The following is a 14,527-nucleotide window of genomic DNA, read 5'->3' on the forward strand; positions in this document are numbered from 1 at the left end:
CCGTGGAGTGTATGCTCTTGCGGGCGTTTTGCCTGTTACCCCTCGCTTACGGGTCACTCCATGGATTGGCTACAGATTGTCGTTCTCTCCCTGATTCAGGGAATCACCGAATTTCTTCCGGTATCGAGCTCCGCCCACCTGATACTGGTCCCCGTGTTCAGCGACTGGCCGGACCAGGGACTGGCCTTCGACGTGGCCCTGCACCTGGGGAGTCTTGGCGCGGTGGTCATCTATTTCCGCGACGAGATCCTGCGCATGCTGTCGAGCTGGTGTGCCAGCGTCGCCGGTCGCGGCACCGATCAGGACGCTCGGCTGGCCTGGTGGGTGATCCTCGCCACCGTTCCGGTGGGGCTGGCCGGACTGCTGTTCAAGGACGTCATCGAGCAGTATGCCCGCTCGCCCATGGTGCTGGCGTTCGGTCTGATCTTCTTCGGCCTGCTGCTGGGGCTGGCCGACTGGCGCTTCAGGGGCTCGCGCAGCGAGTATCAGCTGCGCTGGAGCGATGCCCTATGGATCGGCATTGGCCAGGCGCTGGCGCTGATCCCAGGCACTTCGCGCTCCGGCATCACCATCACCGTGGCACTGATGCTGGGCATGGGGCGCGAAGCCGCGGCCCGCTTCTCGTTTCTGCTGTCGATTCCGGTGATCGTGCTGGCGGGAGGGCTCGAAGCCTGCGAGCTGATTCAGACGGGTGTCGATGTGCACTGGGGTGACATGGCGCTCGGCACGCTGCTGTCCGGCGTCAGCGCCTACCTGTGCATCCATTTCTTCCTGTCGTTCATCAAGCGCATCGGCATGCAGCCCTTCGTCGTCTATCGCCTGCTGCTTGGTATCGCCCTGATCTGGCTGTTTGGCTGATATATCTGAAGAGACCCCTCATGACTGGATTCAAGACCGCTCGGCGTGGATGGCTGACAACCTGGCTGGCGCCCCTCCTGATGGCACTGCTGGTGTCCGGTTGCAGCGAAGAGACCACTACCCGTTCGCCGATCACCCTGGAAGGCGACATCTTCGGCACCTTCTACCAGATCACCCTGGCCGACCCGCTGACACGCGAGCAGGTCGAGGAGATCGAGCAGGGCGTACTCGACGAGATGCACGCGGTCGACGCCTCCATGTCGACCTGGCGCGAGGATTCGGAGCTGTCCGCCTTCAATCAGTCACCGCTGGGGCAATGGCAGCCGATCTCCGACGAATTCATGGAGGTGCTGGCCATCAGCCAGTCGGTCAACCAGCAAAGTCACGGCGCCTTCGACGTCACCGTCGGTAGCCTGGTCAATCTGTGGAGCTTTGGCCCCGAGGCCCGGCCCCGGGAAATCCCCGAGGAAAACGTACTCGAGCAGCGCTTGTCTCAGGTCGGCATGGACGCGCTCGAGATCGACACCGCCGAGGCCCAGGCCCGTCGCCTGCGTGACGTCTACGTTGACCTGTCCGGGGTGGCCAAGGGTTTCGCCACCGACGAGGTGGCGGCCTATCTGGATCGCCAGGGTATCGCCAACTACCTGGTCAACCTTGGCGGAGAGGTCAAGGTCAAGGGACGGCGTGACGGCGGCAAGGGGCTGTGGCGCATCGGTATCGAGGTGCCCGAGAACGGTGCGCCCAAGGCTCAGCACGTGGTCGGCCTCGATGACGTCTCGGTGGCGACTTCCGGTGACTACCGTCACTACTTCGAGGCCGATGGCAAGCGCTACTCCCATACCATCGACCCCCGCACAGGGCGCCCCATCACCCATCGACTGGCCTCGGTGACGGTGGTGCATCCGTCCAATGCCTGGGCCGACGCCTGGGCCACCGCGCTGAGCGTGATGGGCGAAGAGGAAGGCATGCAGGCCGCCATCGACCAGGAGTTGCCGGTGGTGATGCTGGTGCGTCAGGGTGAGGGCTGGGAAAGTCGGGTCAGCCCCGCCTTTGTGACGCGCTTTGGGCAGGAGATGGTCGATACCCTGGGGCTGACGGTGGTGACGGATGTCGACACCCCGCTAGAATAGTAGCGCTGGCCTCTCACGACGGATCACTGAAACCGTTGGTCGGTTCGCTACTGTTGCGATATTTGCTTCGATCTTTTGTTTTAGACAAGGAGTCACGATGAGCCTCGATGTGGTGATTCTCGCCGCCGGACAGGGCACCCGCATGCGCTCGAGCCTGCCCAAGGTGCTGCATACCCTGGCGGGCAAGCCGATGGTCCGTCATGTGGTCGATACCGCCCGGGGTCTCGATGCGGATCGCACCCACGTGGTCATCGGGCACGGTGGCGAGCGGGTTCGCGATGCCCTGGCCGACAGCGAGGTTCGCTTTGCCCATCAGGCCGAGCAGAAGGGTACCGGTCACGCCGTCGCCCAGGCGCTGGGCCAGCTCGGCGATGGCAAGGTGCTGGTGCTCTACGGTGACGTGCCGCTGATCCGTCGGCAAACGCTGGCGGCCTTGCTGGAGCAGGTAGACGAGCGCCACATGGGACTTCTGACCGTGACCCTGGACGACCCGGCGGGATACGGCCGCATCGTGCGTGACGACCAAGGCAAGGTGGTGGCCATCGTCGAGCAGAAGGATGCCTCTGAAAGCGAGCTTGCGATCACCGAGTGCAACACCGGCATCATGGCCATGACCAGCGCCCAGTTGAAGCGCTGGTTGCCTGAGCTGTCGTCGGACAACGCCCAGGGCGAGTACTACCTGACCGATGTGATCGCCATGGCCGCCGCCGAGGGCATTGAGGTGGCCACTGCCCAGCCGGCACGGCCGATGGAGGTCGAAGGCGTCAACAATCGCGCCCAGATGGCGCGTCTCGAGCGAGCATACCAGCGCGACATCGCCGAGGCGCTGATGGAAAAGGGCGTGGCTCTGGCCGACCCAGACCGTCTCGACGTGCGTGGCAAGCTGAGCTGCGGGCACGACGTCTTCATCGACGTGGGTTGTGTGTTCGAAGGCGAGGTGGAGCTCGGCGAAGGCGTGCGCATCGGCCCCTACTCGGTGGTACGCAACAGCCATGTTGGCGCCGAAAGCGTCATCGAGGCCCACAGCATCGTCGACGGTGCAGTATTGGCCGGGCTGAACCAGATCGGTCCCTTCGCCCGGCTGCGTCCTGGCTCGCGCCTGGCGGTCAAGGCCAAGGTTGGTAACTTCGTCGAAACCAAGAACGCCGAGGTGGGCGAGGGCAGCAAGATCAACCACCTGAGCTACGTGGGTGACGCCCGCCTGGGACGTGAGGTCAATATCGGCGCCGGCACTATCACCTGCAACTATGACGGCGCCAACAAGCACCGTACCGAGATCGGTGACGCCGCCTTCATCGGCTCCAATTCGGCGCTGGTAGCCCCGGTCAGTGTCGGCGAGGGCGCCACCGTCGGTGCCGGCTCCACCATCAGCCGCGACGTCGCCGATCATAGCCTGGCGGTGACAAGGTCTCGTCAGATCGCCAAGGCCAACTGGCCGAGGCCGACCAAGGACGAGGATTGACGGACGCTTCCGCCCGTTTCTGCCGTTGCGGCCCCCTCTCGATTGCTGGTCAGCGGTAGCCAATAACGAATCTCTCAAGGAGTGACCCCTATGTGTGGCATCGTCGCCGCGGTGGCCCAGCGCAACGTACAGAACATTCTGCTCGAAGGCCTCAAGCGTCTCGAGTACCGCGGCTATGACAGTGCCGGTATGGCGGTGCGCAGCCCCGAGGGAGAACTGGTGCGCCAGCGCGCGGTGGGCAAGGTGGCCGCGCTCGAGGCGCGACTGGAGGATTCGGCGCTGCCGGGGCTCAGCGGTATTGCTCACACCCGCTGGGCGACCCACGGTCGCCCCAGCGAGCCCAACGCCCATCCCCACCAGTCGCGTGATCGCCTGGCGGTGGTACATAACGGCATCATCGAGAATCATGAGCAGCTGCGTCGGGAACTCACCGATCAGGGCTATGTGTTCGAGTCCGAGACAGATACCGAGGTGATCGCCCACCTGCTGGAGCGTGAGTCTCGCCGCGACGGTGATCTGCTCAGCGCCTTCCAGCGGGTCGTCGCCGGCCTCGATGGCGCCTACGCCCTGGGGGTCATGGCGGTGGACGAGCCCGATGTGGTGGTCGGCGCGCGCAAGGGCAGCCCGCTGGTGGTCGGCGTCGGCATCGGTGAGGCCTTCCTGGCGTCTGACCCGCTGGCGCTGTTGCCGGTGACCGATCGCTTCATCTATCTGCGTGAAGGCGACGTGGTGCGGCTGTCTGCCAATGGTCGCATCGAGATCTTCGATGCCGAGGGGACCGCCGTCGAGCGTGAGGTCCAGACCTTCGAGCATGGTGACGGCGCCGCCAGCAAGGGCGAGTACCGCCACTTCATGCTCAAGGAAATCCACGAACAGCCGGCGGTGATCGCCGCGGCGCTGGAAGGCCGCCTGGGCGACCGCTCGGTGCTGGTGGAAAGCTTCGGCCCCGATGCCGAGCGACTGTTCCAGCAGGTCCGCCAGATCCATATCGTGGCCTGCGGCACCAGCTATCACGCCGGCATGGTGGCGCGCTACTGGCTCGAGCGCTACACCGGCATCCCGGTGCAGGTGGAGGTCGCCTCCGAGTATCGCTACCGCCAGGTGGTGGTGCCCCAGGGTACCCTGTTCGTGACCCTGTCCCAGTCCGGCGAGACCGCCGACACCCTGGCCGCGCTGCGGTTTGCCATGGAGCAGGACAACTACCTGGGCAGCCTGGGTATCTGCAACGTACCGGGCAGCTCGCTGGTGCGCGAGGCCGACCTGAGCCTGATGACCCAGGCCGGCCCCGAGATCGGCGTGGCCTCCACCAAGGCCTTTACCACCCAGTTGACCGCGCTGATGCTGTTCGCCCTGGCGCTTGGCCGGGTGCGGGGCATGGACGAGGACGAGCAGGCCGAGATCGTCGCCGCTCTGCGGACCCTGCCGGCGCTGTGCAGCCAGGTGCTGGGCCTGGACGAGGCCATCGAGCGGCTGTCCATGGCCTTCGCCGAGAAGCACCACGCGCTGTTCCTGGGACGTGGCGCCCACTTCCCCATCGCCCAGGAAGGCGCCTTGAAGCTCAAGGAGATTTCCTACATTCACGCCGAGGCCTACCCGGCGGGCGAGCTCAAGCACGGCCCCCTGGCGCTGGTGGACAGCGAGATGCCGGTGATCTCGGTGGCACCCAACGACGAATTGCTCGACAAGCTCAAGTCCAACCTGCAGGAGGTCAGGGCTCGAGGCGGCGAGCTGTACGTGTTCGCCGACGAGAATGTCGGCCTGAACGCCAGCGAGGGTATCCAGGTGCTGCATCTGCCCCACGTCCACGAGGCGCTGGCGCCGATCCTCTACACCCTGCCGCTGCAACTATTGTCGTACCACGTGGCGGTGCTCAAGGGGACCGATGTCGATCAGCCGCGCAATCTGGCCAAGTCGGTGACGGTGGAGTAGACATACCGTCGGGCGATAGTATGGCAGCGGTCGCAGACTCGGCGTGACGGAAGGGAAATCTTCCCATCAACTCCAGAGAAGGTGTTGATGCAGTCCGTTCTTGTTCTTGGAGGCTAAAGAGAGTGCGGTGACACCCCGGTGTCCCGCGCTCTTTTCGCCTGGGAATGGGGTCCACTTCAGTTCAAGGATGGAGAGCAAGTCACCGATCAATCAGTCAGGACTGCCGCCAAATAGCCCGGCACCGGATTTGACGATATCTCGTTGCGTTCTCGGTGGTGATGATTCTGATGTGCTATACAGTCATCAAGGCGCTGAACGGAAAGCGGCGTCGCTTTCGTTGATATTTCCACGCGTTATTTGCGGTCCCCCCTGTTGTGCTGACCTGCACGGGGTAGAGGGTTTCAGGGGAGGGCTGCTGTTTCCGGTGCACATATTGACGCCGAGAGCTCAATCTTTGCGCTACTGGTAAGGGAGCCTCAGCTCTCATCGCTTGTCCTGTCACACGCAACAGCGACTCACTCGGCCAGTGTGTTTCCATCCACAGGAGCATCATTCATGAGTACTCAAAGCGAGCAGGCTCCAACCCCGGTTTCGGACGACATGCAGACGGACTATACCGTCGGGCAGGACAACTTCGAGGGCAGCCTGGGGCCTATCGGCTTCGATATACATAACCGGGTCTTCGCCATCTCGGCGCTGGCCTCGATTGTCTTCATCGTGCTGACGCTGCTGTTCCCCGAGCGAGCCGGTAATCTCTTTCAGTCCATTGTCAGCTTCTCCACCGGCACCCTCGACAGCTACTTCATGATCGTGGTGGACGGCTTCATCCTGTTCTGTCTGGCACTGGTCGTGCTGCCATACGGCAAGGTCCGTTTGGGCGGCCCCGACGCCACGCCGGAGTATGGCTACCTGTCGTGGTTTGCGATGCTGTTCGCGGCCGGCATTGGCATCGGCCTGCTGTTCTTCGGCGTGCTGGAACCGGTCTATCACGCCAACGTCTCCTCGCCGCTAGGCACGCCCTCGCCCTTCGGCAGCGACGGGGAACTGAACGCTGAGGCCATCGCAGACGCCACCGCCATGGGGCTGGCCGGCACCTATCTGCACTGGGGCATCCACGGCTGGGCCGTCTACGTGGTGATGGCGCTGGCGCTGTCCATCTTTACCTACAACAAGGGCCTGCCCTTCTCCATCCGTTCGGCGTTCTTCCCGCTGCTGGGTGACCGCGTCTGGGGCTGGTGGGGCCACGTCATCGACATCCTGGCGGTATTCTCGACCCTGTTTGGCCTGGCCACCTCGCTCGGCCTCGGCGCTCAGCAGGCCAACGCCGGCATGAACTTCGTCTTCGGCCTGGACGTCAGCATCACCACTCAGGTGGTCGTGATCGCAGCCGTCACCGCAGTGGCGCTGGTCTCGGTGTGGCGCGGTCTGGAAGGTGGCGTGAAGCGGCTTTCCGAGATCAACATGGGAATGGCCGTGCTGTTCTTCTTCTTCGTGCTGTTCGCCGGCCCGACCCTGGCGGCGCTCGCCGGCTTCTGGGCCGGCCTTGAGACCTACGTGACGAAGTTCATCCCGCTGTCGGCCCCCTTCGGCCGTGAGGACGACGCCTATCGCCAATCCTGGACCATCTTCTACTGGGCCTGGTGGATCAGCTGGGCGCCTTTCGTCGGCATGTTTATCGCCCGCGTCTCCCGGGGGCGCACGGTGCGTGAGTTCGTGATCTGTGTGCTGGTGATCCCGAGTCTGTTCATCTTCATCTGGATGGGTGTGTTCGGCGCCACCGCCCTCGACCAGCTATATGCCAATCCGGCCGGCAGCCTGGTCAAGGAGTACGTGATCGACAGCTACAGTCCCGAGCTGTCGCTGTTCGCCATGCTCAACGAGCTGCCGCTGTCGGGCCTGATGTCGACCCTAGGCATCATCCTGGCGCTGATCTTCTTCGTCACCTCGTCGGATTCCGGCTCGCTGGTGATCGATACCATCACCGCCGGTGGCAAGATCGATGCACCGCGCCCTCAGCGCATGTTCTGGGCCACGGTGGAAGGTTTGATTGCCATCGTACTGCTGATCGGCGGCGGGCTCTCGGCGCTCCAGGCCGGAGTCACGGCCACCGCGATCCCCTTCTCGGTGGTGATGATTGTGATGTGCTACACCATCATCAAGGCGCTGAACGGCGAGCTTCGTCAGTTACGCCGCCGGGGTGGCTGAGTCCTCTCATCATGCGAAATCTGTCGGCTTTCTTTGGTTGTAGATGCTCTATCTGCTGGCACAACAACGTCGACTGACCCCGTTTTGCTGCATCCAACTTTGCCCGGCCTCACGAGGTCGGGCTTGTTCCCTTCCTGTTGTGTAGTTCTGAGGGAAGCGTAGGCTCAAGTGTCGCCGCAGATCCAGGAGGTGCGGTCGAGGACAACGCGATATTCCGTCTACCGGGGTATGGCTCCCCTTAGCTCGATAGATCAATGTTCAAGTCATTGATGGTAATTAACACAGTTTTTCTAGATAGGCGCTAGAAGCGTGACGCGCTCGGTGCCGGCAGCCCAAATCCACATGAAGTGACGAAGAGCTCTTTCCAGAGTGACGTCGTCCGCGAGGTATCGCCGACGGCGCGACGAGTCAGCGTCATAGCTGCGAGGCCAAAGGTATCCTGGCGCAGCGCCGGGAGGTCTTGAGGCGACAAAGCAGCTTTATCCGGAGTGTTGGTCCTGGGACATCGGAAACCTCGGCCTGCCAGAGGTAGCGCACCTGAATCCCGAGAGGAATGCGGCGCCCCTGGCGGCAGGGTGTTAAAGAGTCAGAATCATTTCATGTGTCATCTGTGTTGACAGGCTCCGCTCTGCCGGTCCGAGAACCAGATCACAAAAACAGCACGTTGATGCAGTGGTATTTTCTTGAGGTCGGCCAGGCGCCGCTTCTACTGCCTATCGATATATGCTGTACCGGTACTTGATAAAGAAGAAAGCTCGGAATTTTCCATATTTTCCGGTTCTAGCATTATGAATTTGTAAGATATATTTCTATTGTTTTGCTAATTCGGACGCTTCTTTTTCGTGCTTCATTGGGCACAATATCAAACACCGTTCTCTAACCTTCGTTTCTATAGTCGTTAGTTAAGCGCTTGGTTATACGTGGTCGCCATTCCTGCGAGTGGTTTGCCGGTCATGCTTGGGTCTCCGAGCGTGTAGGCGTCGGTGATTCAGTTCAGCGACAGCCGCCATGACGACCGCCACGACAACGATAATGAAGGGGGACGGCGATGAGCGGATTGCGATCCACAAGCGCCTTGCTGACGGGAACGGGCCTTTGTCTGCTGATGCCGATCGCGGCCGAGGCGCAGACGTCGATGCAGGAACTCAATGACCTGAAGGCCCAGATCGAACAGCTCAAGGCCCAACAGCAGGCGGCCATGCAACTGGTTGAACAGCAGCAGGCCCAGATCGATAACCTGATCAACCAGCAGGCCAGCATGCAACAGGACGTCGCCGACGTCAGCGAGAACGTGGTAAAGCGCACCGACAGTGGCGACTTCCTGGTGGGAGATACCACGGTGTCCTTTGGCGGCTACATCAAGGCTCAGGCGGCGTTCTCCGACAATGGACTCAGCGACGGCAAGGCCAACGAGACGGTGACGGCGGGGCTGTTGCGCGCCACCGACGATGACGCCGACAACCGCGTCAGTTTCAGTGCGCGGGAAACGCGTCTGAGCTTCGGTACCAGTACACCGCTGGGTGGCGATACCATGAAGACCTATATCGAGACGGACTTCTATGGCGCCGACGACGAAGCCAACGAATTTGTTTCCCACTCCTACGCGCCGCGGCTGCGCCACGCCTACCTGAGCTGGGGCAACTGGCTGGCCGGGCAGTACTGGTCAACCTTCATGGATCTCAAGGGGCTTGGCGAGATCGACGCCTTCAGTACCCATACCGGCTCGATCTTCGTGCGCCAGCCACAGCTTCGCTATACCTATCCGCTGGATTGGGGCAGCCTGCAGTTCGCGGTGGAGAACCCCGAGGACGGCGACGACGACCAGGACACCCCGGACATGGTGGCCCGGGTCAATGTGGACCAGGAGTGGGGGCATGTTTCAGCGGCCACCGTGGTCAGGCGGTTCAGCCTGGATGACGCCGAGGACGACGACAGTCGCTGGGGGGCGGGTTACAGCCTGACCGGACGATTCCCGGTGTTCGAAAAAGACGACCTCATGCTGCAGGCCAACTATGGCAACCTGGGACGCTACATGGCGCTGGGCGCCTACCCCAACGCCAAGGTGGAGGACGGCCAGATCAAGATGGTGGAGTCCTGGGGCGCCTCGGCCATCTATCGTCACTACTGGACCGACACGCTGCGCTCGAGCATCGCCTACTCGGCGACTGAACTCGACAGCAACGGTACCGGCGACGACACCGACGGCTACGACAGCTTCTTTCTCAACCTGATGTGGTCGCCCTTTGCCAACACCACGCTGTCGGCGGAGTACCAGCGCTACGACCTGGATGAGGTGGACGGCGATACCTTCGACCTGGACAGGGTTCAGTTCTCCGCCAAGTACGACTTCTAGGAGGCTGAAAATCCCCTGTGTCCGTCGGCTTTTCGGACAGAGTCCCGGCTGAGGGCAACAAGCTCCGGCGCTCGGCGCCGCTTGAAGCTTGTCAGCATCTCCCCGTTCGGCAACACCGGGCGGGGCGATGCTATGCTGGCGCCCCTGAAACCGTCGAGTCTGCCTTCTTGAACGATCGATCAGCGCAACCGCCCATGTACATTGGTCTGCCGATGTGGGCCAATCCCGACTGGCGTGGTGGTCTCTACCCACCCCACGCCGGGCGCGAGGGTTGGCTCGACGACTACGCCGCCGTATTCAACGCCGTCGAGGGAAATACCACCTTCTACAGCGGGGCGCCCAGGCCACGGACGGTGGAAGGTTGGTCCCGCCAGGCGCCACCGGGCTTTCGCTTCTGCTTCAAGCTGCCCCAGGCGCTGACACATGCAAAACGATTGCGCCAGGTCGAGACCGATGTGGGCGACTTCGTCGAGGCCCTGTGGCCACTGAAGGACCGCCTCGGGCCGGTCATGATTCAGCTCCCCAGGGACTTTGGTCCTGAGGAGGTGCCTGCTCTGGAGAAGGTTCTAAGAGATTGGCCACAAGACGTACCCTGCGCAGTAGAACTGCGCCACAGTGAATTTTTCCACAAGGGGAGCGCCGAGAGAGATATCAACGCCCTGTTGATAAGTCATGGCGCCGATCGCGTGATGCTGGATGTCAGGCCGTTGTTTTCCGGACCGCCCGAGGCCCATTCGGGATTGATCCAGGCTCGTGCGGAAAAGCCAAGACGCCCACTACACGTGATCTCTACAGCAAAATTTCCTGTGATACGTTTCATTGGCCATCTTGACAGCGCCATCAACGAGCACTATTTCACCCCCTGGATAGACCAGCTCGCCTTGTGGATAAAACAGGGGAAAACCCCTTTTCTTTTTGTGCATACGGCGGATAATCGCGAGGCTCCGGAACTGGCCAGAAACCTGTACGCCAGAGTCGCCGATAGAATGGGGTGGCAGGCATTGCCCGGGTTTCCGGGAGATCGACAGAATCAGCTGCTTTGACCATTGTTGGCTGGCGTTTGTTATTGTCATACGCTAGTTTTGTCGGCTGTTCGTCACTTGCCACGGGCCAGAGACGGTCGCCTCCTTATCCTTGGATGGTGACTCGCCTGGACCCACCGGTCTCGACCAGCGCGAACCCTGCGCTGGGGAAGAGTGGTGTGCCGGCAGTGATCCTGCTGACATCCGTCAGACCCCTTGTACATCGGTGGATCCGTGACCCGGACCATCGAGGACGTGGCGACTACAAACACAACGCCGTCATTGCATCCGATCGATCGATGACGACACGTATCCGAAGGGTGATTTATGTCCAAAACGACACACGCGCAGTGGTCATCGCGCTTTTCCTTTATCCTCGCCGCCACCGGTTCCGCTGTCGGGCTTGGTAATATTTGGAAGTTTCCCTACATGGTGGGCGAGAGCGGTGGTGCCGCCTTCGTGCTCGTCTACCTGCTGTGCATCGGCCTGATCGGCCTGCCGATCCTGGTCACCGAGTGGATGATCGGTCGGCGTGGGCAAAGCAACCCGGTCAATGCCATGGCCAGCGTCGCGGCCAAGGCCGGTCAGCCCAAGGTCTGGGCCCTGGTCGGCGTCGCCGGGGTCATCGGTGCCTTCCTGATCCTGTCGTTCTACAGCGTGATCGGTGGCTGGTCGCTGTACTACACCCTCGGCAGCGTGACCGGTGACTTCAGCGGCCAGGACGCCGACGGTATCGGCGCCTTGTTCAGCGGCATGCTGGCAAGCCCCGGTCTGCTGCTGCTGTGGCACTCCATCTTCATGCTGCTGGTCATCGGTATCGTTGCTCGCGGCGTGACCAAGGGCCTGGAAGGCGCGGTCAACGTGTTGATGCCGGCCCTGGCGCTGCTGCTGGTGGTGCTGGTGGGCTACGGCATGACCACCGGCCACTTCGGTGAGGCGTTGAACTATCTGTTCAACCCGGACTGGTCCGCACTCAATGGTGAGGTGGTACTGGCAGCGCTGGGACACGCCTTCTTCACCCTGTCACTGGGTATGGGCATCATGATCGCCTACGGTTCCTACCTCGGCGAGAAGGTCGACCTGATCAAGACCGCACGCACCGTGGTGATCATGGATACCGTGATCGCACTCGGCGCGGGCCTGGCGATCTTCCCGATCGTGTTTGCCAATCAGCTCGACCTGGCCTCCGGCCCGAGCCTGATCTTCGTCACCCTGCCGCTGGCCTTCGGCAATATGGGCGGTGGCCTGATCCTGGGTCTGATGTTCTTCCTGCTGCTGACCTTCGCCGCCCTGACCTCGGCCATTTCGCTGCTCGAGCCGGTGGTCGAGTTTGTCGAAGAGCGCACGCCGTTGTCGCGTTCCGCGTCGGCGGTGGTCTCCGGCATCGGCGCCTGGGCGCTGGGTATCGCCGCTCTGCTGTCCTTCAACGTGTGGAGTGACCCGGTACTGTTTGGCCTCGGGGTGTTCGACCTGCTGGACAAGCTGACCAGCAAGTTCATGCTGCCGTTGACCGGCCTGGGTGCCATCCTGTTCGCGGGCTGGTTCCTCAACCGCGAAGGCGTGGCCGAAGACCTCGGTCTGTCCGGTGGCAAGGAAGCCCTGTGGGTCGCCTTGACCCGCTTCGTGGCGCCCATCGGTGTGGCGGTGGTGTTCATCTCCAGCCTGTAACAGGCGTCATTGCTGCATGCCAGACCAGAGACCCGGCCTTGTGCCGGGTCTCTGCGTTGACAGGCAATGCCAGACGATCCATCGGAACCGGGCGGCAGGGCAAGACTGCCCGTACAGAGTGACCAAAGGGGGACGTCAACGAGGTGGCAGTGGGGCCTCAGCGGGAGCCCAACGAGACGTCAGTGCTTGTTCATTGATGCCTGCAGCCAAAGACATGCATTTGGGAGAGCATGCCAGGAGGGACGCTTGGCGGTGCCTTTGACGCGCCTGGGGCTTTCAGGCGACAGACACCTGATGGCGAGTCTCGTCGGTGCGATTCTCGCAAGGGATGGGCCGGCCGTCGCTCGAGCCAGCGGCCAGGCCCCGAATTATGGTACAGACCCGCGTTGTTGGCGGTCTGGCGCACGTCGGGCCGGCGGCCACGCGTGCTGGTTCAGTCTACCGGGTCAGTGCATTTCGTCGTCGTTGCCGTCTTCCGGCAGTTCGGCGATGTCTTCGGATAGACGCTTGAATTCCCGATGAAGCTCGATGCCGCGGCGGGCTCGCAGGTTACGTTGGGCCGCGGTGCGGGAGCGCCTTTCGTGTTCGGCGACTTCCATGCTCATGAAGATGTCGAGGAGTTCACTCTTGACGGAGGATAACCTTTCGACATTACGCATGATCGATTCTCCTATGCAGTGAATGTGCCGGCATCCAGGACGCTGCGCGACACTGCCCTTTTACTATACCCCAGTTGACAAAAAGATGACGGTGTGGACGTCAATCCTGCAACGTTCTGCCAACGCTAGAAAAAAATCCATCCGGTTGCGCAGGGGCGGCCTGGGGGCTCGATGCATGACGCAGCACAGGGCGCATTTGACGCCGTCATGGGGCATACTGGAACCAGACCGGATCGATAGCGACGGGCATTGCGCCCTGCCAGCTCCGGGTCCTCCCAGCCAGTCAAAGGAGTAGAGGGTGAGTCGCGCGCTGTTTGATGAAATGCGACGTCGCATGGAGCACTTCCGTCGGTCGGAGCAGAAGGTCGCACGCTTCGTATTGCGCAACCCCGACGAAGTTATCCACATGCGTATCGTCGATCTGGCCACCGAGGCCAAGGTCAGCGAGCCCACGGTGGTACGCTTCTGCCGGGCCCTGGGCTGCAACGGCTTTCAGGACTTCAAGTTGAAGTTGGCGCAGATGCTGGCGTCGGGCAGCCAGTTCGCGCAGTTCTCGATGAATGACAGCGACTCCGTGGCCGAGTTTTCCCACAGCATCTTCGATTCCACGGTGGGGACCCTGCTGTCGATCAGGGACCGGCTCGACAACGAGGCGTTGAACAAGACCATCAACGCCCTGGCCATGGCCAATCGCGTCGAGTTCTACGGCTACGGAGCCTCCGGTGCGGTGGCCTTCGATGCTCAGCACAAGTTTTTCAGGCTACAGATTTCCACCGCCGCCTACGCCGATCCGCACATGCAGAACATGTCGGCGGTGACCCTCAAGGAAGGCGATGTGGTGGTGGCGATCTCGCAGACCGGCCGCACCCGGGCACTGGTGGCCAGCGTCAAGCTGGCACGGGAGGCGGGCGCCACCGTGGTCGGTCTCTGTCCCAGCGGCTCCCCCCTGGCGGACGAGGTCGACCTGCCGCTGTACATCGATGTGCCCGAAGACACCGAGATCTACACGCCCATGAGTTCCCGTATCGCCCATCTGGTACTGGTCGACGTGCTGGCAGTGGGAGTGGCGAAGACCCGGGGCCCCAAGCTCGCCGAGCAGCTCAAGGCGGTAAAGCGCAGCCTCAACCCGCTGCGCTATCCGGAGTCTGATCCTTCCTGACCGAGGGCGCCCTGCCTGTCCATTTATCCAGCATCGCTGTGGTAGACTGGGCGCCCATTTTCGATCTCGAGCGGTGCCTTCT

General features: G+C 62.2%; 10 protein-coding genes. 9 read left to right on the forward strand and 1 reads right to left on the reverse strand.

The window, feature by feature from the left end; translation table 11 throughout:
* Positions 1 to 60: 60 nt before the first annotated feature.
* From KUV74_RS10360 to KUV74_RS10395, 8 genes are all read left to right on the forward strand, one after another.
* Complete coding sequence (locus KUV74_RS10360) at positions 61 to 858, forward strand: undecaprenyl-diphosphate phosphatase (protein ID WP_222516267.1); 798 nt, start codon at positions 61 to 63, stop codon at positions 856 to 858.
* Positions 859 to 878: 20 nt separating this feature from the next.
* Complete coding sequence (locus tag KUV74_RS10365; RefSeq protein ID WP_222516268.1) at positions 879 to 1,988, forward strand: FAD:protein FMN transferase; 1,110 nt, start codon at positions 879 to 881, stop codon at positions 1,986 to 1,988.
* Positions 1,989 to 2,085: 97 nt separating this feature from the next.
* Positions 2,086 to 3,450 carry a bifunctional UDP-N-acetylglucosamine diphosphorylase/glucosamine-1-phosphate N-acetyltransferase GlmU gene (gene glmU / locus KUV74_RS10370; RefSeq protein WP_222516269.1) on the forward strand — a complete coding sequence of 455 codons (1,365 nt, stop codon included), beginning with the start codon at positions 2,086 to 2,088 and terminating at the stop codon, positions 3,448 to 3,450.
* A gap of 90 nt (positions 3,451 to 3,540) precedes the next feature.
* Entirely contained in the window at positions 3,541 to 5,379 is a 1,839-nt protein-coding gene (glmS, locus tag KUV74_RS10375; RefSeq protein WP_222516270.1) for a glutamine--fructose-6-phosphate transaminase (isomerizing), read from the forward strand.
* A 555-nt stretch (positions 5,380 to 5,934) separates the two neighbouring features.
* Entirely contained in the window at positions 5,935 to 7,584 is a 1,650-nt protein-coding gene (locus tag KUV74_RS10380; protein ID WP_108131965.1) for a BCCT family transporter, read from the forward strand.
* Positions 7,585 to 8,632: 1,048 nt separating this feature from the next.
* Complete coding sequence (locus tag KUV74_RS10385) at positions 8,633 to 9,937, forward strand: DcaP family trimeric outer membrane transporter (protein WP_222516271.1); 1,305 nt, start codon at positions 8,633 to 8,635, stop codon at positions 9,935 to 9,937.
* Positions 9,938 to 10,131: 194 nt separating this feature from the next.
* Positions 10,132 to 10,980 (forward strand): DUF72 domain-containing protein, encoded by an 849-nt coding sequence (locus KUV74_RS10390; protein WP_108131967.1) that lies wholly within the window; start codon positions 10,132 to 10,134, stop codon positions 10,978 to 10,980.
* Between the two features lie 306 nt (positions 10,981 to 11,286).
* Positions 11,287 to 12,627 carry a sodium-dependent transporter gene (locus tag KUV74_RS10395; protein ID WP_124804538.1) on the forward strand — a complete coding sequence of 447 codons (1,341 nt, stop codon included), beginning with the start codon at positions 11,287 to 11,289 and terminating at the stop codon, positions 12,625 to 12,627.
* Between the two features lie 446 nt (positions 12,628 to 13,073).
* Here the strand turns inward: KUV74_RS10395 and KUV74_RS10400 are convergent, their stop codons facing one another.
* Complete coding sequence (locus KUV74_RS10400) at positions 13,074 to 13,286, reverse strand: PA3496 family putative envelope integrity protein (protein WP_045994480.1); 213 nt, start codon at positions 13,284 to 13,286, stop codon at positions 13,074 to 13,076.
* 298 nt (positions 13,287 to 13,584) lie between these two features.
* On the opposite strand from KUV74_RS10400, the gene hexR reads away from it, so the two are divergent.
* Positions 13,585 to 14,445, forward strand: a complete 861-nt coding sequence (gene hexR / locus KUV74_RS10405; RefSeq protein ID WP_045994481.1) for a transcriptional regulator HexR — start codon at positions 13,585 to 13,587, stop codon at positions 14,443 to 14,445.
* Positions 14,446 to 14,527 lie beyond the last annotated feature (82 nt).

The organism is Halomonas sp. DP1Y21-3, from assembly GCF_019801245.1.
GTDB classification, from domain to species: domain Bacteria; phylum Pseudomonadota; class Gammaproteobacteria; order Pseudomonadales; family Halomonadaceae; genus Halomonas; species Halomonas litopenaei.

What these genes read in the sequence shown, in the direction of transcription:
- KUV74_RS10385 (WP_222516271.1), top strand. Translation starts at nt 8,633, where the DNA reads ATGAGCGGATTGCGATCCACAAGCGCCTTGCTGACGGGAACGGGCCTT.
- glmU (WP_222516269.1), top strand. Translation starts at nt 2,086, where the DNA reads ATGAGCCTCGATGTGGTGATTCTCGCCGCCGGACAGGGCACCCGCATG.
- KUV74_RS10360 (WP_222516267.1), top strand. Translation starts at nt 61, where the DNA reads ATGGATTGGCTACAGATTGTCGTTCTCTCCCTGATTCAGGGAATCACC.
- KUV74_RS10400 (WP_045994480.1), bottom strand. Translation starts at nt 13,286, where the DNA reads ATGCGTAATGTCGAAAGGTTATCCTCCGTCAAGAGTGAACTCCTCGAC.
- KUV74_RS10380 (WP_108131965.1), top strand. Translation starts at nt 5,935, where the DNA reads ATGAGTACTCAAAGCGAGCAGGCTCCAACCCCGGTTTCGGACGACATG.
- KUV74_RS10395 (WP_124804538.1), top strand. Translation starts at nt 11,287, where the DNA reads ATGTCCAAAACGACACACGCGCAGTGGTCATCGCGCTTTTCCTTTATC.
- KUV74_RS10390 (WP_108131967.1), top strand. Translation starts at nt 10,132, where the DNA reads ATGTACATTGGTCTGCCGATGTGGGCCAATCCCGACTGGCGTGGTGGT.
- KUV74_RS10365 (WP_222516268.1), top strand. Translation starts at nt 879, where the DNA reads ATGACTGGATTCAAGACCGCTCGGCGTGGATGGCTGACAACCTGGCTG.
- glmS (WP_222516270.1), top strand. Translation starts at nt 3,541, where the DNA reads ATGTGTGGCATCGTCGCCGCGGTGGCCCAGCGCAACGTACAGAACATT.